The organism is uncultured Winogradskyella sp., assembly GCF_937958655.1.
GTDB lineage: Bacteria > Bacteroidota > Bacteroidia > Flavobacteriales > Flavobacteriaceae > Winogradskyella.
Map to the genome: position 1 here is coordinate 1 of NZ_CALGNH010000063.1, position 20567 is coordinate 20567.

The 20567-nt window shown below is 34.0% G+C and carries 20 protein-coding genes; 10 read left to right on the forward strand and 10 right to left on the reverse strand.

All coding sequences use genetic code 11. The annotated features are described in order from the left end of the window. A partial coding sequence (locus Q0800_RS11510; protein WP_299129763.1) for a T9SS type A sorting domain-containing protein occupies positions 1–667 on the forward strand: 667 nt, incomplete at its 5' end. 89 nt (positions 668–756) lie between these two features. Here Q0800_RS11510 and purH read toward each other — a convergent pair. Next, positions 757–2286: a bifunctional phosphoribosylaminoimidazolecarboxamide formyltransferase/IMP cyclohydrolase gene (gene purH, locus Q0800_RS11515; RefSeq protein WP_299129766.1), complete on the reverse strand. Its 1530-nt coding sequence runs from the start codon at positions 2284–2286 to the stop codon at positions 757–759. A 144-nt stretch (positions 2287–2430) separates the two neighbouring features. On the opposite strand from purH, the gene Q0800_RS11520 reads away from it, so the two are divergent. Further along, the gene (locus Q0800_RS11520; protein ID WP_299129769.1) at positions 2431–3681 is read left to right on the forward strand and encodes an ABC transporter permease; all 1251 of its coding nucleotides are present in this window, start codon (positions 2431–2433) and stop codon (positions 3679–3681) included. 111 nt (positions 3682–3792) lie between these two features. Here Q0800_RS11520 and Q0800_RS11525 read toward each other — a convergent pair whose 3' ends face one another. Continuing rightward, a complete protein-coding gene (locus Q0800_RS11525; RefSeq protein WP_299129772.1) occupies positions 3793–4248 on the reverse strand; it encodes a GAF domain-containing protein in 456 nt (151 codons plus the stop codon). Between the two features lie 96 nt (positions 4249–4344). Between Q0800_RS11525 and xrtF the strand changes: the two genes are divergently transcribed. The 6 genes from xrtF to Q0800_RS11555 all read left to right on the forward strand — a co-directional run bounded on the left by xrtF (position 4345) and on the right by Q0800_RS11555 (position 9283). Further along, positions 4345–4896, forward strand: coding sequence for an exosortase family protein XrtF (gene xrtF / locus Q0800_RS11530; RefSeq protein WP_299129967.1), 552 nt, complete (start codon positions 4345–4347; stop codon positions 4894–4896). Beyond that, positions 4889–5320 (forward strand): exosortase F system-associated protein, encoded by a 432-nt coding sequence (locus Q0800_RS11535; protein WP_299129777.1) that lies wholly within the window; start codon positions 4889–4891, stop codon positions 5318–5320. Before xrtF ends, Q0800_RS11535 begins: the two co-directional genes overlap by 8 nt. 45 nt (positions 5321–5365) lie before the next feature. Then, positions 5366–5782, forward strand: a complete 417-nt coding sequence (locus Q0800_RS11540; RefSeq protein WP_299129783.1) for a hypothetical protein — start codon at positions 5366–5368, stop codon at positions 5780–5782. Between the two features lie 67 nt (positions 5783–5849). Then, on the forward strand, positions 5850–8111 hold the full coding sequence (locus Q0800_RS11545; protein WP_299129787.1) for a TonB-dependent receptor: 2262 nt from the start codon (positions 5850–5852) through the stop codon (positions 8109–8111). Positions 8112–8279: 168 nt separating this feature from the next. After that, the gene (locus tag Q0800_RS11550) at positions 8280–8660 is read left to right on the forward strand and encodes a heavy-metal-associated domain-containing protein (RefSeq protein WP_299129791.1); all 381 of its coding nucleotides are present in this window, start codon (positions 8280–8282) and stop codon (positions 8658–8660) included. Positions 8661–8875: 215 nt separating this feature from the next. Then, positions 8876–9283 (forward strand): hypothetical protein, encoded by a 408-nt coding sequence (locus tag Q0800_RS11555; RefSeq protein ID WP_299129793.1) that lies wholly within the window; start codon positions 8876–8878, stop codon positions 9281–9283. A gap of 119 nt (positions 9284–9402) precedes the next feature. On the opposite strand, the gene groL is transcribed toward Q0800_RS11555, so the two are convergent. From groL to miaB, 8 genes are all read right to left on the reverse strand, one after another. Then, a complete protein-coding gene (gene groL / locus Q0800_RS11560; RefSeq protein ID WP_299129795.1) occupies positions 9403–11034 on the reverse strand; it encodes a chaperonin GroEL in 1632 nt (543 codons plus the stop codon). 95 nt (positions 11035–11129) lie between these two features. Further along, positions 11130–11405 (reverse strand): co-chaperone GroES, encoded by a 276-nt coding sequence (locus Q0800_RS11565; RefSeq protein WP_299129798.1) that lies wholly within the window; start codon positions 11403–11405, stop codon positions 11130–11132. Between the two features lie 177 nt (positions 11406–11582). Continuing rightward, positions 11583–11921, reverse strand: coding sequence for a preprotein translocase subunit SecG (gene secG, locus Q0800_RS11570; protein WP_299129800.1), 339 nt, complete (start codon positions 11919–11921; stop codon positions 11583–11585). Position 11922: 1 nt separating this feature from the next. Beyond that, the gene (locus Q0800_RS11575) at positions 11923–12843 is read right to left on the reverse strand and encodes a hypothetical protein (protein ID WP_299129803.1); all 921 of its coding nucleotides are present in this window, start codon (positions 12841–12843) and stop codon (positions 11923–11925) included. A 7-nt stretch (positions 12844–12850) separates the two neighbouring features. Continuing rightward, positions 12851–13351: an LptE family protein gene (locus Q0800_RS11580; RefSeq protein ID WP_299129806.1), complete on the reverse strand. Its 501-nt coding sequence runs from the start codon at positions 13349–13351 to the stop codon at positions 12851–12853. 2 nt (positions 13352–13353) lie between these two features. Next, complete coding sequence (locus Q0800_RS11585) at positions 13354–13551, reverse strand: hypothetical protein (protein WP_185788259.1); 198 nt, start codon at positions 13549–13551, stop codon at positions 13354–13356. A 17-nt stretch (positions 13552–13568) separates the two neighbouring features. Next, entirely contained in the window at positions 13569–14837 is a 1269-nt protein-coding gene (locus Q0800_RS11590; RefSeq protein ID WP_299129809.1) for a sigma-54 dependent transcriptional regulator, read from the reverse strand. Positions 14838–14841: 4 nt separating this feature from the next. Next, positions 14842–16287 carry a tRNA (N6-isopentenyl adenosine(37)-C2)-methylthiotransferase MiaB gene (gene miaB / locus Q0800_RS11595; protein ID WP_299129812.1) on the reverse strand — a complete coding sequence of 482 codons (1446 nt, stop codon included), beginning with the start codon at positions 16285–16287 and terminating at the stop codon, positions 14842–14844. 502 nt (positions 16288–16789) lie between these two features. Between miaB and topA the strand changes: the two genes are divergently transcribed. Both topA and Q0800_RS11605 read left to right on the forward strand, forming a co-directional pair. Beyond that, a complete protein-coding gene (gene topA / locus Q0800_RS11600; protein WP_299129814.1) occupies positions 16790–19294 on the forward strand; it encodes a type I DNA topoisomerase in 2505 nt (834 codons plus the stop codon). Between the two features lie 8 nt (positions 19295–19302). Further along, positions 19303–20469 carry a formimidoylglutamase gene (locus tag Q0800_RS11605; protein WP_299129816.1) on the forward strand — a complete coding sequence of 389 codons (1167 nt, stop codon included), beginning with the start codon at positions 19303–19305 and terminating at the stop codon, positions 20467–20469. The last annotated feature ends 98 nt before the right edge of the window (positions 20470–20567 follow it).

A 20567-nucleotide genomic window follows, 5' to 3' on the forward strand; every position in this document is an offset into this window, starting at 1 on the left:
GGGCTGTTTTGATCTATCCAATCCAGTAAGTATTACAAGAAATGCACCAGACGCAGCAGCTATTCAGATCGTAGGAGGTGGCACGACAGCCGAGATATGTTCAGGCGATGGTACAGCAGATCCAATTGATGTAGAGATCGTTGGAACAGGTGTTGGTACTAATAACGGTTGGCTAATTACTGATCAGGCTACAGGTGAGATTTTAGGTTTACCTGCGGCACCACCTTTCGATTTGGAGGGAGCAGGATCAGGCGTATGCGATATTTGGTACATTCGCTATGAGGATGGACTGACGGGCTTAGCAGCAGGAAACAATGTATCGGACTTAATGGGCTGTTTTGATCTATCGAACCCAGTTTCAATAAATAGATTTACTGGCACAGATTGTGATGCTTTGAGTATAGATGAATTTGATTCTAACTTCAATATTAACATATATCCTAATCCTACTAAAAGTAATATTAATATTGAATTTGAAGCTAATAGAGCTTTAGAATTAGATATTCAAATTATTGACATGCTCGGTAAAATAGTGTATAGAAATAATAGTAAAAATCAAAGTGCACTATCATTTAATATCAGTGATTTAGAAAACGGAACATATTTTATGAATATTACAGATTTAGAGTCTGGCAGTAGAATCGTAAAACGTGTTATAAAAAACTAATTAATAGCTCGTGATTAATTCGTTTAAACAAAAAGGGCATCATATTGATGCTCTTTTTTATTTTTAATAATAATTAAAACTTAGATTTCTTAATGCTTAAAATGACGTGTTCCTGTCATTACCATAGCAACATTATTATCATTACAATAATTTATACTCAACTCATCTTTTATAGACCCACCAGGCTGAATAACAGCCGTAATACCTGCTTTGTCAGCAATTTCTACACAATCTGGAAAAGGAAAAAATGCATCACTTGCCATAACTGCACCATCTAAATCAAAATTAAAAGATTTAGCTTTATGGATCGCTTGATTTAAAGCATCTACACGACTTGTTTGTCCAGTTCCACTAGCGCATAGCTGTTTATTTTTAGCTAATACTATAGTGTTAGACTTAGTATGTTTACAGAGTTTTGAAGCAAAGATTAGATCTTCCAATTCCCTTTGAGAAGGAGTAGTATTTGTTACCGTTTTTAAATCTTCTAAGCTATCTGTTTTTGAATCTCTTTCTTGTACCAAAGCACCATTTAAGCAAGTTCTTACAGTTGTTTTCGGTAATTCAACATCATTTAAAATTAATAGTATTCTATTTTTCTTTCCTTTTAAAATTTTTAAAGCATCGTCACTAAATGACGGTGCAATTACAACTTCGCAAAATAGTTTATGAATTTCCTCCGCTGTGGCTTTGTCAATCTCGGTGTTAGCAATAAGAATACCTCCAAAAGCAGAAACAGGATCACCTGCTAAAGCATCTACATAAGCTTGACAGACTGTGCTTCTTTGAGCAAAACCGCAAGCATTATTGTGCTTTAGAATGGCAAATGTTGGATCTTCATCTTTAAATTCTAAAATTAGATTTACTGCTGCATCAACATCTAAAAGATTATTATAACTCAGTTCTTTACCATGAAGTTTAGTGAACATTGCATCAAAATCGCCAAAGAAAAATCCTTTTTGATGTGGATTTTCTCCATAGCGTAATACCTTACCATTCGTCTCACTTATTTTTAATGCAGCGATGTCATGATTTTTATTGAAATAGTTAAAAATTGCAGTATCGTAATGCGAAGACACATTAAATGCTTTTGCAGCAAATTGCTTTCTGTCTTCCTCAGAAGTTTCACCATTTTTTGTTTCTAATAAATCTAAGAATTCAGCATAATTATCAACCGAAGATACACAAGTTACATCAGCATAATTTTTAGCAGCAGCTCTAATTAAAGAAATCCCTCCAATATCAATTTTTTCGATAATATCTTGGTTACTAGCGCCAGAGGCAACAGTTTTTTCAAAAGGATAAAGATCTACAATTACTAAATCGATTTGTGGAATTTCAAACTTTGTCAATTCTGCAACATCTCCATCATGATTTTGACGATTTAAAATTCCGCCAAATACTTTTGGATGTAATGTTTTTACGCGACCACCCAATATAGAAGGGTAAGAAGTTACATCTTCAACAGCAACTACATTTATACCTAGGTCTTTAATAAATTTTTCTGTGCCACCTGTAGAATAAATCGTAACGTTAAGATCGTTAAGCTTTTTTGCAATAGGCTCTAATCCGTCTTTATTAAATACTGAAATTAATGCAGATGACATGGTTTTGTTGCTCATAATGTTGTGTTCTGATTTTTGATGCTGCAAAAATAAAATAATCAATAGGAAATTCTTTGGTATATAAACAGTTTCTTTAAGTTTTTTGTAACAATAAATTGTTGAAAACGTCCTATCTTTAAAATGTTTTAAAACAGCCAATCTATGCTAGTCTATTTAAGAGTATTCAAAGAGAGCTTTTCATTTGCATTAAATGCCCTTAGAACTAATAAACTACGTACGTTTTTATCATTATTAGGTGTTACGGTTGGTATATTTTCAATTATAGCTGTGTTGGCTGCAGTGGATTCTTTAGATAGAAAGATAAAAGAAAACTTATCTGGCTTAGATAAGAATACAATGTATTTAACTAAATACTCCTTTGGCCCAACGGAGGTGCCACGATGGAAACGCGATAATTTTCCGCAAACCAATTATGATGATTATGAATTTGTGAGAAGAAATGTACCAGATATTGAAGAGTCTGCCTATGTTATTTTTGGTGGTAGTGAAACCATCAGATATCAGGCAGAGACTGTAACAAATGTAAATGTTACACCTATATCTCATGGTATTTATATTATAGATGATTTAAAAATTGAAAAAGGAAGATTTTATTCAGAGTTAGAGTCTGATACTGGTGCGCCAGTAGTGGTAATAGGGGCTGAATTGGCAGAAAGTCTTTTTGATAATTTAAACCCTGTTGGTAAAGTGGTTAGAATTTATGGTCGAAAATTAACGGTAATAGGAGTTCTTAAAAAATATGGATCTGGTTTAGGTGATTCACCTGACGGAAAAGCATTTGTGCCTGCAAATTTTGTAAGACAATTTAGAAATGGCGGCGTAGATGGTCTACCAGGTGCTGTGGTTATTAAACCAAAAGCAGGTGTAGATATTGCTGGTTTTGAATCTGTTTTAAAACAAAAATTTAGAGCATACAGAGGTCTAAAAGCAGATGAGGATGATGATTTTTTTGTAAACAAACTCTCTGGATTGGTGTCTTTTATTGATGCCATAATTTCTACGTTAAATTTGGTAGGTTGGGTAATTAGTGGTTTCTCATTATTGGTAGGAGGTTTTGGTATTGCCAATATTATGTTTGTAAGTGTAAAAGAGCGCACCAATTTAATTGGGATACAAAAATCCTTAGGTGCTAAGAATCGCTTTATTTTATTTCAATTTTTATTTGAAGCTACAATCTTGGCAGTTGTTGGTGGTTTGGTTGGGTTACTTTTTGTCTGGATAATAGCAATGATTATGAATGGGTTTGTAGAAGACTTTAAATTTGTACTATCCTTTAGTAATATGTTTCTAGGCTTTGTATTGTCTAGTGTAATTGGGTTAATATCAGGTGTTATTCCAGCAATTTCAGCGTCAAAATTAGACCCAGTTGAGGCTATTAGAACAGGTATGTAATGTTGTTAGAATGTAGACTTTAGACGATAGACTTTAGATGATAGACAATAGACCATAGACTGTAGATAGTAATATTAGGTTTTGAGATGTTATAGGTAATCTCTTATTACATTACAACAAACCAGCAACTTCTTTACATACAAATTCTAAAAAACGTTCATCGGCCTCGGTAAATGGATCTGGTGTGTTAGAATCAATGTCTATTTGGCCAATATTTTCGCCATTTACAAAAATAGGAATAACAATTTCGGCTTTTACAGTAATGCTACATGCAATGTAATTATCTTGTGCAGATACATCGGGTACCACAAAGTTTTTATTACTTACAGCGACTTGCCCACAAATGCCTTTGCCAAAAGGTATGATGGTGTGGTCCGTTGGTTCACCGACATAAGGCCCAAGTTTTAATTCGTTTTTATCTCCGTTTTTAAAATAAAAACCTACCCAGTTGTAATAGTCAACATTTGTTTCAAGTATTTCGCAAATTTTAAGAAGACGCTGGTCTACACTTAGATTATATTGTTCAATTATGGTCTTAACTTTAGGTTTTAAGTTTTCTAACGACATAGGTATTAATAATTTTCAACAAAAATATTTAAATGATTCAATATTAAATTAGGGTTTTCATAAATTTAACATCAAACAATTTTTAATTCCTTTCCACTGAAAGAACTATTTCTAAAATATAAGCTTGTTACACGTTTCATAGCGGTATTTTTATTAGCGTATGGTTTGCTAACCGTAACTTACAATTTATATTTAAATAAGTCTGATGGATCTATATTTTACCCAGATTACATAACTAATTTAGTAGCAAAACAAACCAATTCCTTACTCAATAGTATAGGTTATGATGCAACTATTTTACCACACCCAAACGAACCTTCTCTAAAAATTATTATTAACGATAAATTTGTGGCTAGAGTAATAGAGGGTTGTAATGCGGTGAGTATAATCATTTTGTTTTTATCATTTATAGCCGCCTTTTACAGTAATTTTAAAACCACCATTATATATTGCCTTGCTGGTAGTGCTATTATTTATGTGTTTAATCTTTTTAGAATAGTTATACTCTCCGTTGGTTTGTACCATTATCCTTGGCGACGAGAATTACTGCATGAGGTTATATTTCCTATGTTAATTTACGGTATTGTATTTTTACTATGGATGGTTTGGGTTAACCGTTTTTCTAAAGCTAATAAAGCCAATGTCTAAACCTATACGCTACATATTAATTGTATTATTGTTTTTTGTGTTAGTCGCTATTCGTGCTTTTGAGGATGAGTTGTTTTATGATCCGTATTTAACCTTTTTTGAAAACGACTACCTCTACATAGATAACCCTAGGCGAGAAGTTGCTAAGCTCATTCTCTTTACCAGTCTTAGATATTTCTTAAATACCCTAGCGTCTTTAGGTATTCTTTATCTCGTATTTAGAGATAAAAAAATGATAAAATTTTCAGTTTTTATATATGTTGTAGCTTATGTTGTATTACTAATTCCATTTTTATACTTTGTTATTAATCCGAGGCAAGAGGATTACTATTTATTTTTTAATATTAGGCGATTTTTAATACAGCCAATAGGTTTAATTCTTTTACTTCCGGCGTTTTATTATTATAAACTGAATCGTTCGTAGTCTTTAATTTGCTTTTCAATTTTAAGAATTTTGTAACTTTGCATTGTGAAATCATCAGTATTACATAAAATACTTTCAATAGTACTATCACTTTTGGTGTTGGTGTCAACGTTGTCGTTAACCATAGAAAAGCATTTTTGTGGTGATACTTTGATTGATGTTGCTATTTTTTCTGAAAGTGAAAAATGTGGTATGCAAATGTCAGAAAATAAGATTAAAAAAGAACTTACCTCTAAAAGTTGTTGTAAAGATGAAGTTGATGTTATTAAAGGTCTAGACAAGTTGACGGTAAAGACTTTTGATGATTTAGAGGATTTGCAAAAGCAGGTTCTTTTTGTATTTACACAAACATATATAAATCTTTTTGAGAGTTTACCTAAAGCGGTAATTCCAAATAAAGATTATTCACCACCCTTACTTGTTAAGGATATACAAGTTTTAGACGAAACTTACCTCATTTGATTTAAATATAACTGTTTATTAAGAACAGCACAGGTTATGTGCTAAATGTTATATTTAAATCAAGCAAATGAAAAAATATTTAATAGTAAATTTCTTGTTAGCATCACTTTTTGTTACTGCACAAGAGCAACTTAAAGGTGTTGTGTTAGAGTCTAGTAGCTCTAAAGAAATACCTTTACCAGGAGCCAATGTCTATTGGTTAGATTCTTCCGTTGGTGCCATCACCAACGATGATGGTACGTTTTCCTTACCATATAAATTTTCGTTCAATAAGTTAGTGATTAGTTATGTGGGTTTTAAAACAGATACAATCACAGTAACTAAAAATAGATACATAAGACATGTGTTACAACCGTCTGATGAATTAGATACAGTAACACTAACATCTCGTAAAAAGGCAACGGCCAGATCCTATCTAAAAGCAGAAAATACATTATTTGTTAGTAGTGATGAATTACTGAAAGCAGCCTGCTGTAATCTGTCTGAAAGTTTTGAAACTAACCCATCAATAGATGTAAATTTTGCGGATGCAGTATCGGGCACAAAGCAGATTAAAATGTTGGGTTTAAGATCGCCATATATTTTAATTGCTACCGAAAATATTCCTGCAATCAGAGGAGCATCACAAGCCTACGGTTTAAGCTTTATTCCTGGGACTTGGGTAGAGAGTATTCAAATCACAAAAGGCGCAGGTAGTGTTGTTAATGGATTTGAAAGTATTGCGGGGCAAATTAATACAGAATTGGTAAAGCCAACTACGGACGCAACGTTTTTTCTTAATTTTTATGGAGCTTCAAGCGAAAGGCTAGAATTGAATACACATTTTAATACAAGGCTTTCCGATAAATGGAGCACAGGTTTGTATATACATGGCGATACGCACCAACAAATACACGATGTTAATGACGATGGGTTTTTAGATATGCCGCTCTTCAACCAAATTAACGTTATGAATCGTTGGCAATACACCAATCCGGAAAAAGGTGTTGTAAGCTTTATAAACGTAAGATATCTTTATGACGAAAAACAAACTGGTGAGGTAAGTTTCAATCCAGACACAGACAAATTAACAAACAGTACCTTTGCGCAAAACGGAGCCCAAATTTGGGGAAGTGAGATCGATACAGAACGGGTAGATATTACAACAAAGTTAGGTTATGTTAATCCTGAAATACCGTATCAAAGTTTAGGGTTTCAAACCGCGTTTAGTCATCACAGACAAGACTCTTATTTTGGGTTAAATGTTTATGATATTGTGCATAACAGTTTTTACTCAAATTTGGTTTATAATAGTATTATCTCAGATTCGCGTCATAAAGTAAAAACAGGAGTTAGTTTTACTTACGATCGTTATACTGAATTAGTAAACACCAGCACCTTTAAACGCACCGAGAATTCTGTTGGAGCTTTCTTTGAGTATTGGTATGACAATCTCGATAAATTAACATTAACCGCAGGTATACGAGCAGACCAGCACAATAGATTAGGCTTTTTTATTACACCACGATTACATCTGCGTTATACACCTTGGGCAAAATCGGCTTTAAGGGCTTCAATAGGCCGTGGTATAAAAAGTGCCAATATATTTGCAGAAAATCAAAATTTATTTTCAAGTTCAAGACAGATTAACATCCTTAACTCTGGTGGAAAAATTTACGGCTTAAATCCCGAAATTGCATGGAACTACGGTTTGAGTTATTTACAAGGTTTTAACCTTTTTGGTAGAGCTGCTGATATTACATTAGATTTTTATAGAACTGATTTTCAAAATCAAGTGGTCGTAGATTGGGAAAACCCGTTTGAAATCAATTTCTATAATTTAGATGGAGAAAGCTATGCTAATAGTTTTCAGTTAGAATTTAATTATAACGTTTTTAAAAATTTTGATTTAAGAACAGCATACAAGTATTATGATGTTAAAACAGATTACAATGCTGGTAAACTCCAAAAACCGTTAATACCGCAGCAGCGCTTTTTTGCAAATGCATCTTATGAAACAGATAGTGCTGCTAATGCATCTCCATGGAAATTTGATGCGTCGTTTAATTGGTTAGATTCGCAACGATTTCCGAGTACAAACTTAAGTGCACCACAATTTCAATTAGATGCGTTTTCTCCAACGGTTGCTACTTTAAATTTGCAGGTAACCAAAGTATTTTCGCCTAAATTTGAATTATATTTAGGAGGAGAAAATGTAACTAATGTAAGGCAACCCAATCCTATTATTAGTTCAGATAATCCATTTGGAGCAAATTTTGATAGTAATTTTGTCTATGGACCAATTTTTGGTAGATTGTATTACGCAGGATTGCGATATAGAATAAATTAATAATTTAATATCATTACGAGAAAGCAAAACGAAGCAATCTTAAAAATAAAGCTCCAACCAGAAATAAATAGATTCTGAAACTCCCGAAGCTTCGGGACAGAATGATAAAAAACAAAACCTAATGTTACACTGAGCGTAGTCGAAGTGTCCCAAATAAAAACTAAAGAAATGAAAAAAGTACTTTTAATTATTACAGTAATATTATCGAGTGTTTCCTTTGCTCAAAACAAAAATGCTAAAGCAAGCATGGAAGTTGATGGTGTTTGTATGATGTGTAAAGAGCGAATAGAAAAAGCAGCGATAAGAACAAAAGGAGTAAAATCTGCCGTTTGGAATATAGATACACACAAGTTAAAATTGATTTACGATGAACGTAAAACAACGCTAAAAATCATTGCTCAGAAATTAGCAGATGTTGGCCACGATACTAAGGATATAAAAGCGTCAGACACGGCTTATAACTCAGTACATGCTTGTTGTAAGTACCGCAATAAAGAGGTGCAAGAGGCGCACAAAGAGGAGAAGCAAGCAGCTAAAATCAAGAACTAATCTAAATCATTTATACGAAACTTAAACTATCATTACTTACGGTATTTTTTCTGTCTTTATCAGTCTATGCACAAAAAGATTATGTTATAACCATTGATGGAAAACCTTACGAAATAGAATTAAATGGCAGTATTAAAGCTAAGATAGCTGGTAAAACTCTAAATCTGGGTTTAAGTAAAAAACATACCCTTGTCTTTAGTGAGGACTATTTTGAATTGAAATATACAAAACAACAAAATGTATCTAGAGTGCAGATAGATACTGGGATAGAGCAAATAATGATGGTAACAGCCGCTGGAACAGGCGTTATTGTGCAAAAATACGACGCTTTTAATCCAACAATGCTTCAAGAAATGATGCTCAATGAAGTTACAAAAGAGAGTATTAGTTATGGATATGAAATGAAACGCGAAGATTATGATAAGAAATTGGTATCAGGTGAAACTATACGCGTCTTAAAGGCTGTTTTGGAGTATAGAGGCGAATATGAAATCTATGAGATAGCTGCTCATGGTAGAAAAGATGAAGGGATATTAATTATGACTATGAATATGGATTTAGGTGTCGATGATGGTGGTGCAGACATGATTCAGCTGATGTGGAATTCCTTAAAAATCAAATAGAAAAAGTAATCATGTATAAAAAAGCCCTTGATTTGCATCAAGGGCTTTTAAATTTATTAAGATTATATCTCACTTTACTTTGCGTAAGGGTGAGATAAATTATCTGTGACGATTCGCCACTACATCATGCCTGGCATTCCGCCTCCACCCATTGGTGGCATAGCAGGAGCGTCTTCTTTAATATCTACTAAAGCACATTCTGTAGTTAAGATCATACCAGCAACTGAAGCCGCATTTTCTAAAGCAATACGCGTCACTTTTTTAGGATCTATAATCCCAGCTTTGAGCATGTCTACGTAGTTTTCAGATTTTGCATCGTAACCGAAATCTTTCTTGCCTTCTAAAACTTTATTAATAACTACTGAGCATTCACCACCAGCATTTTCTACGATAGTTCTTAATGGAGCTTCAATAGCTTTATTAACGATTTGTACACCTGTAGTTTCATCTAAGTTATCCGTAGTTATTTTTTCTAAGGTTTTCTTAGCACGAACTAAGGCTACACCACCACCAGCAACGATACCTTCTTCCACAGCTGCACGTGTAGCGTGTAATGCATCATCAACACGATCTTTCTTCTCTTTCATCTCAACTTCAGAGGCAGCACCAACATATAGTACAGCAACACCACCTGCTAACTTATCTAAACGTTCTTGTAGCTTTTCTTTGTCGTAGTCTGATGTAGTTGTTTCGATCTGAGCTTTAATCTGATTCACTCTTGCTTTGATATCTGACTTTTTACCTTCACCATTCACAATAGTTTTATTGTCCTTATCTATAGTTACTGTCTCTGCAGTACCTAGCATAGATAAATCTGCATTCTCTAAAGAAAATCCTCTTTCTTCAGAAATTACAACACCACCAGTAAGGATAGCGATATCCTCTAGCATTGCTTTACGTCTGTCTCCAAATCCTGGTGCTTTTACCGCAGCAATTTTTAAACCACCTCTTAGTTTATTTACTACTAGCGTTGCTAAAGCTTGACCTTCAACGTCTTCAGCAATAATTAATAAAGGACGACCAGACTGAGCAACTGGTTCTAATATTGGAAGAATCTCCTGTAAGTTAGAAATCTTCTTATCGAATAATAAAATATAAGGATTTTCTAAGTCTGCAATCATTTTGTCAGAATCCGTTACGAAGTAAGGAGATAAATAACCTCTGTCGAACTGCATACCTTCAACGACATCTACATAAGTATCTAAACCTTTTGCTTCTTCAACTGTGATTACACCTTCTTTTCCAACTTTTCCGAAAGCCTTAGCGATAAGTTCACCAATTGTATCATCGTTATTAGCTGAAATGGCAGCAACTTGCTTAATCTTGTCGGAATCATTACCAACTTTTTTGGCTTGCTTTTCTAAGTCGTTTACCAACGCTTCAACTGCTTTGTCAATACCACGTTTTAAATCCATTGGGTTTGCACCAGCGGCAACATTTTTAAGACCTTCTTTTACTATTGCTTGCGCTAAAACAGTAGCAGTAGTTGTACCATCACCAGCTAAATCGTTGGTTTTAGAAGCAACCTCCTTAACCATTTGAGCTCCCATGTTTTCAAGTTCGTCGTCTAATTCAATTTCTTTTGCTACCGAAACTCCGTCTTTAGTAACCTGAGGGGCACCAAATGATTTACCTATAATTACGTTGCGACCTTTAGGTCCTAATGTCACTTTTACTGCGTTTGCCAAAGCATCAACACCACGTTTAATGCCGTCGCGTGCTTCAATATCGAATTTTATATCTTTTGCCATCGTTAAAATTTTTGTCATTCCTGCGAAGGCAGGAATCTTATTAATGTTTAGTTTTTTTGTGAGATTCCGCATCAAGTGCGGAATTACAGAAGCGATTAAATAATCGCCAAGATGTCACTTTCGCGCATCATTAAATAATCTTTTCCTTCTAATTTAAGTTCTGTACCACCATATTTTCCGTAGAGTACGGTATCTCCAACCTTAACGGTTAAGGGTTCATCTTTTTTGCCATTGCCAATAGCAACAACAGTTCCCTTTTGCGGTTTTTCTTTTGCATTATCCGGAATGATAATACCAGAAGCAGTTTTAGTTTCAGCTTCTACAGGTTCTACGAGAACTCTATCTGCTAAAGGTTTAATGTTTAAAGCCATTTTGTTATTTATTTTTGGTTATTTAAATTAATTTAACGCTAAAGCGTTATTCGAAAATTATGCCAAGACCTAAAGACTGACAAAGTTTCAGACCTACTTTTTTATAATTCTGTAGGTTAATTTATGGCATAAAAAAAGCCAACATAATTGTTGGCTTCTTATATAGTGTTTTGAGTCTTAGTTTTCGCTACTTGTGTCTGGAGCGCTTTCTACTGCCGGTGTTGTAATAGGCATTTCAGTAGCTTCATTAGTGTCTAATGCTTTAGACTCTACAGTATTACCAGAGTTTAAAGTAAGGTTGGATGTTAGTATTAATACAATAAGCGCTGCTGCTAAGAACCATGTACTTTTATCTAAAAAGTCTCCTGTTTTCTTTACACCACCTAATTGCTGTGTACCACCGCCACCAAATGAAGACGACAATCCTCCACCTTTAGGGTTTTGAACCATAATCACTACGACTAACAAAAATGCCACAATGACGATAAGGATTAAAAATATAGTAAATGCACTCATTTTATTTTGTATTATTTTCTTTTAATTCTTCTACCAATTTAATTTGGTCTGCAAAGAAACTACTTTTTTCTGGATATTTCAAACTTAAAATTTTATAAGATTGAATAGCCTTATCGTAGTTTTTTTGCTCCAAATAAATGCGCGCTAAAGTTTCTGTCATTAAGCTGTCTGACGAATCTTCATTATTATTTACCAACTTAGGCTTTGGTGCATCACCTGAAATGGGTTTTATCTTAGGGTTTTCGGTAATAAATTTGTTAATTAATTCTAATTTATTGGTCAGTGGCTGATTTTTGGACGTATTACCCTCAATAAGCTCATCTGGCTGCTCCCTAACAATAGGTTTAAAGTTTGTGATTTTTAACCATTCTGCAAAGGAGTGACTTTCGTTTTTATTAAATTCTAGGGGTTTACCAATATTAAGTTTCTTTTCTGGTGTAATATTGTCTACATCTACTGCGATTATAGAATCTTCAAGTTTTGGTGTAATTAACTGTTTTGAAGGTTTTTGTTTTACTTTAAATAAATTAGGGTCTAATACACCTTCCGTTGCTTTAATATGTGCTTTGAGTGCGTCATCTATTGTTACACTTTTTTCAACTGAAATATCATCAATTTCGCTAACCGTAATAGATTTTAGATATTCAGAATTTTGTTTGATATGCTGAGATATTTCATTTTGATTAAAAACTGTTGAGGTTATGTAATCAAATAAAACACTTCTGTCTGTAGTATAGGCTGCGGTAATTTTTAGGGTATTATTGTACTTATAGCTTTCTTTTTCTTTTAACCCTTTTAGATAGAGCGCTCTTAACGATTGAAAATAAGGATATTCATTAATTTTTTCTAATAATACTGCAGACTGAGATGCTGATACGGCTTCAGGGTGTTTTAAAAGATAAATTAAGTCTTGTTTTTTCATTTAAAGTTTACCAATCTGCTAAGGATGCATTAATAATATCTTGTGTTAATCGCTCAAAAATAACTTCGTGAGCTTCATCTTTTAAACTGCCAATTAATTGATCGTTTGCAGGATAATCGAAAAAGAAAGAAAACCGCTGTTCAAAATCTTTTTCTTCGTCTTTGGTATTAATATATCTTACGTTAACACCAATTGTTAATCGGTTTTGTGCTGCCGTATTTTGGGCAGTAGCCGTCATTGGAGCTATTCTGTATTCGGTGATTTCGCCTTCGTAAATTACTTCGCCACCAGTATTAACAAGTTGTGCACTAGATTGATTCTGAATTAAATCTTGTAAGGCATTTCTAAAATCTATTTCTAGACCAGGTTCTACTAAATCTGCATTATTCTGAAAAAAATTAACCTGAAACGTGTCTGGTGTTTCTGTTAAACCAGTAAACGAATACGGGCCACAACTCACCAAAGTTAGACCCAATATGGTTATTATAATGTATCGTAATTTTTGCATTCTTAATAGGTATTTGGTCGTTTCATCGTAATAAAGGCGTAAATGTAACCTGCATTATCAGCAACATCAAAATCAACGTTGATTAAGCGGTAACCTTTATAGTGTTTTTCGTTTATAAGGTCTTCCGCTTCTTGTCGTATAGCTTCCGAGCTATTAGGTCTAAACGACTTTCTAATCATAAATATTTCTACTGCTTTCATAATATTTATTTAAATTTTTACAGATCGTATTGTTTAATTTTTCTGTATAAAGTACGCTCGCTAATACCAAGTTCTGCAGCTGCTAATTTGCGTTTGCCATCGTGTCGTTCTAGTGATTTTTTTATGAGCTCTAATTCTTTGTCTTGTAAAGATAATGTTTCTTCCTCTTCAATTTCTTCTGCAAAATGATATTTGTCTTCAACGTCTTTAGGTTGAACATCATTAACTTCAGAATGTTCTGGTATGGACAGAACTTCTAAATCCTCTATTGTTGCAGCTTTATAGTTAGGATTATCTTCATCTCCATAAATCTTTTGTATAAGATGTTCATTGTCTTTTTGTACCTCTGTAGAGCTGCCGTTTTTCATTAACTCCATGGTGAGTTTTTTAAGGTCATTAAGATCGTTTTTCATATCAAATAACACCTTATATAAAATTTCGCGCTCACTGCTAAAATCACTTTCAGATTTTGAATGATTAATTACTGCTGGTAAATTGCTGCCTGTATTTGGTAGATAGTTTTGTAAAGCTGAAGCACTTATGGTGCGATTATGCTCTAAAACAGAAATTTGTTCTGCAACGTTTCTTAATTGCCTAATATTACCATTCCAACGATACTTTAAGAGTAATATAATAGCATCATCTGTTAATTTTATAGTTGGCATTTTGTATTTTAAAGCAAAGTCACTGGCAAATTTTCTAAATAATAAATGAATATCGTCTTTTCGCTCTCTAAGTGGTGGAAGATTGATTTCTACAGTGCTGAGACGATAGTAGAGGTCTTCTCTAAATTTTTCTTTTTTTATGGCTTCAAACATATTAACGTTGGTAGCCGCAACTATCCTAACATCTGTTTTTTGAACTTTACTAGAGCCAACTTTTATAAATTCGCCATTTTCTAAGACACGTAATAATCTAACTTGTGTGGTTAATGGTAATTCTCCCACTTCGTCTAAGAAAATGGTACCTCCATCGGCTACTTCGAAATAGCCAGAGCGTGTTGAGGTAGCTCCGGTAAATGCACCTTTTTCGTGTCCAAAGAGTTCACTGTCTATTGTGCCTTCTGGTATTGCACCGCAATTAACAGCGATGTATTTACCATGTTTTCTATGCGATAGTTGATGTATAATTTTAGGAACACTTTCTTTACCAACTCCACTTTCGCCAGTTACTAATACTGAAATATCAGTGGCTGCAACTTGTATGGCTTTTTCAATAGCACGGTTGAGTTTGGGTTCGTTACCAATTATACCAAAACGTTGTTTTATAGCTTGAACTGATTCCATTATCTTAATTATTTTCAGAATATCCTATAGCTTCACCAATGAGTGTTGCACTTGTGCAGTCTAAAATTTTGACGTTAACAAAGTCTCCGGGTTTGTAGTGTTCTTTAGGGAATACAGCCACTATGTTTTGGCTGTTGCGTCCGGCCCAATGTGCATCGGATTTTTTAGATGACTTTTCTACAAGAATTTCTTCAACCTTACCAACATGCTGTTGGGTTCTGTAAAGACTGTGCTGACGCTGTAGTGCTTGGATTTCGTTGAGTCGTCTTTGCTTAACATCCGCAGGAACATCGTCTTCCATTTTACGACCTGCAAGTGTGCCAGGGCGCTCAGAATAAGCAAACATAAAGCCGTAATCGTACTTTACATATTCCATTAAACTTAGGGTGTCTTGGTGGTCCTCTTCGGTCTCTGTTGGAAACCCTGCAATCATGTCTTGGCTAATAGCTACATCTGGGATAATACCACGTATGTTATCTATAAGTTTAAAGTACTCTTGTCTTGTATGTAGGCGATTCATTTCTTTAAGAATACGGTCACTTCCACTCTGCACAGGTAGGTGAATGTAATTGCAAATATTACGATGATTAGCCATGGTTTCTATAACATCTAAGGTCATATCTTGTGGATTAGATGTAGAAAAACGATAACGCATTTTAGGTTGAGCTTTAGCGCAAAGGTCTAGTAACTTTGCAAAGTTAACTGCTGTAGCCTTTTGTATATCCGAAGCGTTTTCAAAATCCTTTTTTAAGCCTCCTCCATACCATAAATAGCTGTCTACATTTTGGCCTAGTAGTGTTATTTCTTTATAACCCTTTGTCCACAGATCATTAATTTCTTCTATGATACTTTGCGGATCTCTACTGCGCTCTCGTCCTCTTGTAAAGGGTACAACACAAAATGTACACATGTTATCGCACCCACGCGTAATAGATACAAATGCAGTAACTCCATTACTGTTTAGCCTCACAGGCGATATGTCGCCGTAGGTCTCTTCTTTTGATAAAATAACGTTGATCGCATCTCTACCTTCATCAACATCTTGTAGTAAATTAGGAAGGTCCTTGTAAGCATCTGGTCCTACAACGAGATCGACGATTTTTTCCTCATCTAAGAATTTTGTTTTTAAACGTTCTGCCATGCAACCCAAAACGCCAACCTTCATTTTAGGATTTTTACGTTTAATTTTATCGTAGTATTTAAGACGTTTTCTAACGGTCTGTTCTGCTTTGTCTCTAATAGAACATGTGTTTACCAAAACGAGATCTGCGTCTTCAAGTTTTTGTGTGGTATTATAACCTTCATTAGATAAAATTGAAGCCACAATTTCACTATCGCTAAAATTCATTTGGCAACCATAACTTTCTATAAAAAGCTTTTTGGTATTACCTTCTTTATGGTCTAAGATTAAGGATTCTCCTTGTTTATTTTCGTCTATGATTTTCTCCATATTCATTATCCACACTAGTGGAAACTTTTTTGCATTAATATGCTTTCAAATAGCATGCAAAGATAAGATTATTTAGAGATTGTGACAAAGTGGCAGGTGTTAAATGCAAAGTAAAACTATTATTCTTTATGTTTATTCTGGGATTTACAACTTGTAGATGCTGATATTATTATGGATTCCGCTCCTGTTCAACGAAATTTAAGACTTATCCTTACCAATACTAAAAGTTGTGCGGCTGTGTATATCAAAGCGCAGTCTTTTAATTTATCAGCTTTGCAGATAGACAGCGAAAATGAAATTGACTTAATGTAGAGAATTTATCAGAAACTTTAAGTTGTATCTATTAGTAATAATCTAGTATGTTAAGATAATAAGCTCCACTAAGATTGGGTCTTTTTTGTTTAGTATTATTTTTTAATTCTTAATATTTAGTTGTATTTACGAGCAAATTAGGATTGTATCTTAATTTTCACATACATTTGTAACCTCAAAAAAATAAGGCATGCCAAAGAATTTAGTCATTGTTGAGTCACCTGCAAAGGCAAAAACTATAGAAAAGTTTTTAGGAAAAGATTATAAGGTTGAGTCAAGTTTTGGCCACATTGCAGATTTACCATCTAAAGAATTAGGTGTAGATGTAGATGGCGATTTTAAACCAAAATATCAAGTTTCAAAAGATAAAAAAGATGTTGTTAAAAAGCTAAAAGATCTGGCTAAAAAAGCTGAGATGGTTTGGTTAGCAAGTGATGAAGATAGAGAAGGAGAGGCTATTGCTTGGCATTTAGCAGAAAACTTAGGTTTAGAAAAAGAGAAAACAAAGCGTATAGTATTTCATGAGATTACAAAAGCGGCTATAAAAAGAGCTATTGAAAATCCAAGGAGTATAGATTATAATTTAGTAGATGCACAGCAAGCAAGGCGTGTTTTAGATAGGATAGTAGGGTATGAGTTATCTCCTGTTTTATGGAGAAAAGTTAAAGGAGGATTATCTGCCGGACGTGTACAATCCGTTTCTGTGCGTTTAATTGTAGAACGCGAAAGAGCTATAGAAAATTTTAAAACCCAGGCTTCTTACAGAATAGATGCCGAATTTAATCCTGTAAGTGGTAATTCTTTTAAAGCAAAATTGCCCAAAAATTTTGATTCGGAGCAAGAAGCGTCAGATTTTTTAAATGCTAACCTTAATGCAACCTATACAGTTTCTGATTTACAAAAGAAACCCGCTAAAAAGTCTCCCGCAGCACCATTTACAACCTCTACATTGCAACAAGAAGCGTCTCGTAAGCTAGGTTTTTCTGTAAGTAGAACTATGAGTAATGCACAACGACTATACGAAGCTGGTCTTATTACTTATATGAGAACCGATAGTGTTAACCTATCTGATGAAGCTAACAAAGGAGCAGAAACAGAAATTATAACAGCTTACGGATCTCAATATAGTAAACCTACGAATTATAAAGGTAAATCTAAAGGAGCACAAGAAGCTCACGAAGCTATTAGACCTACAAATTTTGCCAACCACTCTGTAAATGCAGAGCGAGACCAAGCTAGACTTTATGAACTTATTTGGAAAAGAGCAATAGCCTCTCAAATGAGCGATGCTAAATTAGAACGTACCAATCTTAAAATAGAAGTAAATTCTAATCCAAAGGTAAAAGAACAGTTTACTGCTAATGGAGAAATCATCACTTTTGATGGGTTTTTAAAAGTTTATTTAGAAGGCACAGATGATGAAGATACAGAGCAAGAAGGTATACTGCCAGATTTAAAAATTGGAGAAACACTTCAAAATAAATACATTACAGCAACACAACGATTTACAAGGCCACCTTCTCGATTTACGGAAGCTGCTTTAGTAAAACAATTAGAAGAATTAGGGATAGGTCGCCCATCTACTTACGCGCCAACTATCTCTACAATTCAGAATAGAAATTACATCGAAAAAGGAACAAATGAAGGGGAACAGCGTAATTATACGCAGATGGTTTTAGAAAGCGGAACGATTAAAACGAAAGAACTTACAGAAAAAACAGGATCTAATAAAGGAAAATTAGTACCAACGGATGTTGGATTTATTGTTACTGATTTTTTAGTGAATCATTTTGAAAGCATCTTAGACTATAATTTTACAGCTAGAGTTGAAGAAAGTTTTGATGACATCGCAGAAGGTAAAGAAGATTGGAGAAAGATGATGAAGGATTTCTACAAAGGGTTTCATCCTCAGGTAGAAGATGTTAAAGAAAATGCAGAGCGTGAGTCTGGTGAGCGTGTATTAGGTACCGATCCTAAAACAGGACGCCAAGTAAGCGTTAGGTTAGGTAAGTTTGGGCCAATGGTGCAAATAGGTACTGTAGATGAGGAGGAAAAGCCAAAATTTGCAAGTCTCTCACCAGACCAACAATTAAACTCCATAACGTTTGAAGAAGCTATGGATTTATTTAAATTACCAAAATCTTTAGGACATTATAAAGATGATGAAGTAGAAGTTAATAATGGTAGATTTGGGCCTTATGTGCGTTTTGGAAAAAAGTTTGTATCGCTACCCAAAGGTGTAGATCCATTAAGCGTAGAGTTAGATGAGGCTATTATTTATATAAAGGAGAAAGAAAAAGCAGATGCACCTATTTATAATTATCAAGGTTTAGAGGTAACCAAAGGAAAAGGACGTTTTGGGCCATTTATTAAGTGGAACAATATGTTTATTAATGTGAATAAAAAGTACGATTGGGATAATTTATCAGAAGAAGATATTGTAACTTTAATAGAGGATAAAATCCAAAAAGAAAAAGATAAACTTATCCATGTTTGGGAAGATGACGGTATAAGAGTAGAAAAGGCGAGATGGGGAAGGCACAATGTTATACAAGGAAAACAAAAGGTTGAATTAGCAAAAACTGTTGATGTTTCTGATATGACATTAGAAGAAGCCAAGGCTATCTTAGAAAAAAACGCTCCAAAAAAGAAGACTAGAAAAACAACAAAGAAAAAATCGACCTCTAAAAAATAGTAAATTTTATGAATTTTAACTTTCTAACGCCTGTTTCAGATGCGGTTTTAGCTCATAAAGAACTAATAGCGCAGCAAGCGCTAGGAAGAAAAATTAAAGTCCACTCGCAACAAAACGGCATTCCAGAATTAGATGACGTTCAGTTAGCCATTATCGGTGTAAAAGAAAATCGTAACGACGTTAATTATATAGGTGCAGAAATCAATTTTGATACCATACGTAAAACACTATACACGTTATTTCCCGGTAATTGGCATACAACCCTAGCGGATTTGGGTGATATAGAGCCTGGCGAAACAACAGAAGATACGTACTTTGCCATTAGAACAGCCGTAACTCTGCTCTTAGAGAAAGAAATAACACCTATTATTATTGGTGGTAGTCAAGATCTAACCTATGCAAACTACAGAGCCTATGATTCTATAAAACCAATGATTAACATTGTTAACGTAGATGCTAATTTTGATTTGGGTGATGCCAATTTACCAATTAGAAACAATAGTTACGTCGGTAAAATAATTGTAGAGGAGCCTTATAATCTCTTTAATTATTCGACCATTGGGTACCAGACCTATTTTAATTCGCAAGAAGAGATTGATTTAATGGAGAAACTCTATTTTGAGGGCTACCGTTTAGGAGAGGTATCCTCAGACATAAATGCAGTAGAACCATTATTGCGAGATGCTAATATTGTGTCAATAGATTTAAAATCTATTAGAGCCTCTGAAGTCAGTGCAAACCAGAAATATTCACCAAATGGTTTTTCGGGCAAGGAGATATGCGCCATTTCGCGCTATGCTGGTATAAGTAATAAAGTCTCTTCATTTGGCATTTATGAATATCATAGTTCTAAAAATGACAATGAGACCGCAATGCTAATAGCACAGATTATATGGTATTTTATTGAAGGTGTAAATTGTAGAGTCCTAGATGATGATTTTACAAACGATAGTTATTACCAAAAATACAATGTGCTGGTAGAAGATGATGAATTAATCTTTTATAAAAGTTTAAAAACAGGACGATGGTGGATAGAGATTCCTTTTTTACCAGATGTTAATAATAAATTAAAAAAGCATACGTTATTACCTTGCATGCATTTAGATTATGTGCGTGCAATAGAGGGTGAAATACCCGAAAGGTGGTATAAAGCATACAGAAAAAACATCTTTTAAAATGTACCGTTTATCGATGATTTGGCTAAATTAACATCGACGAAATGCATTTTTTAAGGACGAAATGCAAAAAAAATCCGAAAAAAGTTGTTTTTTCG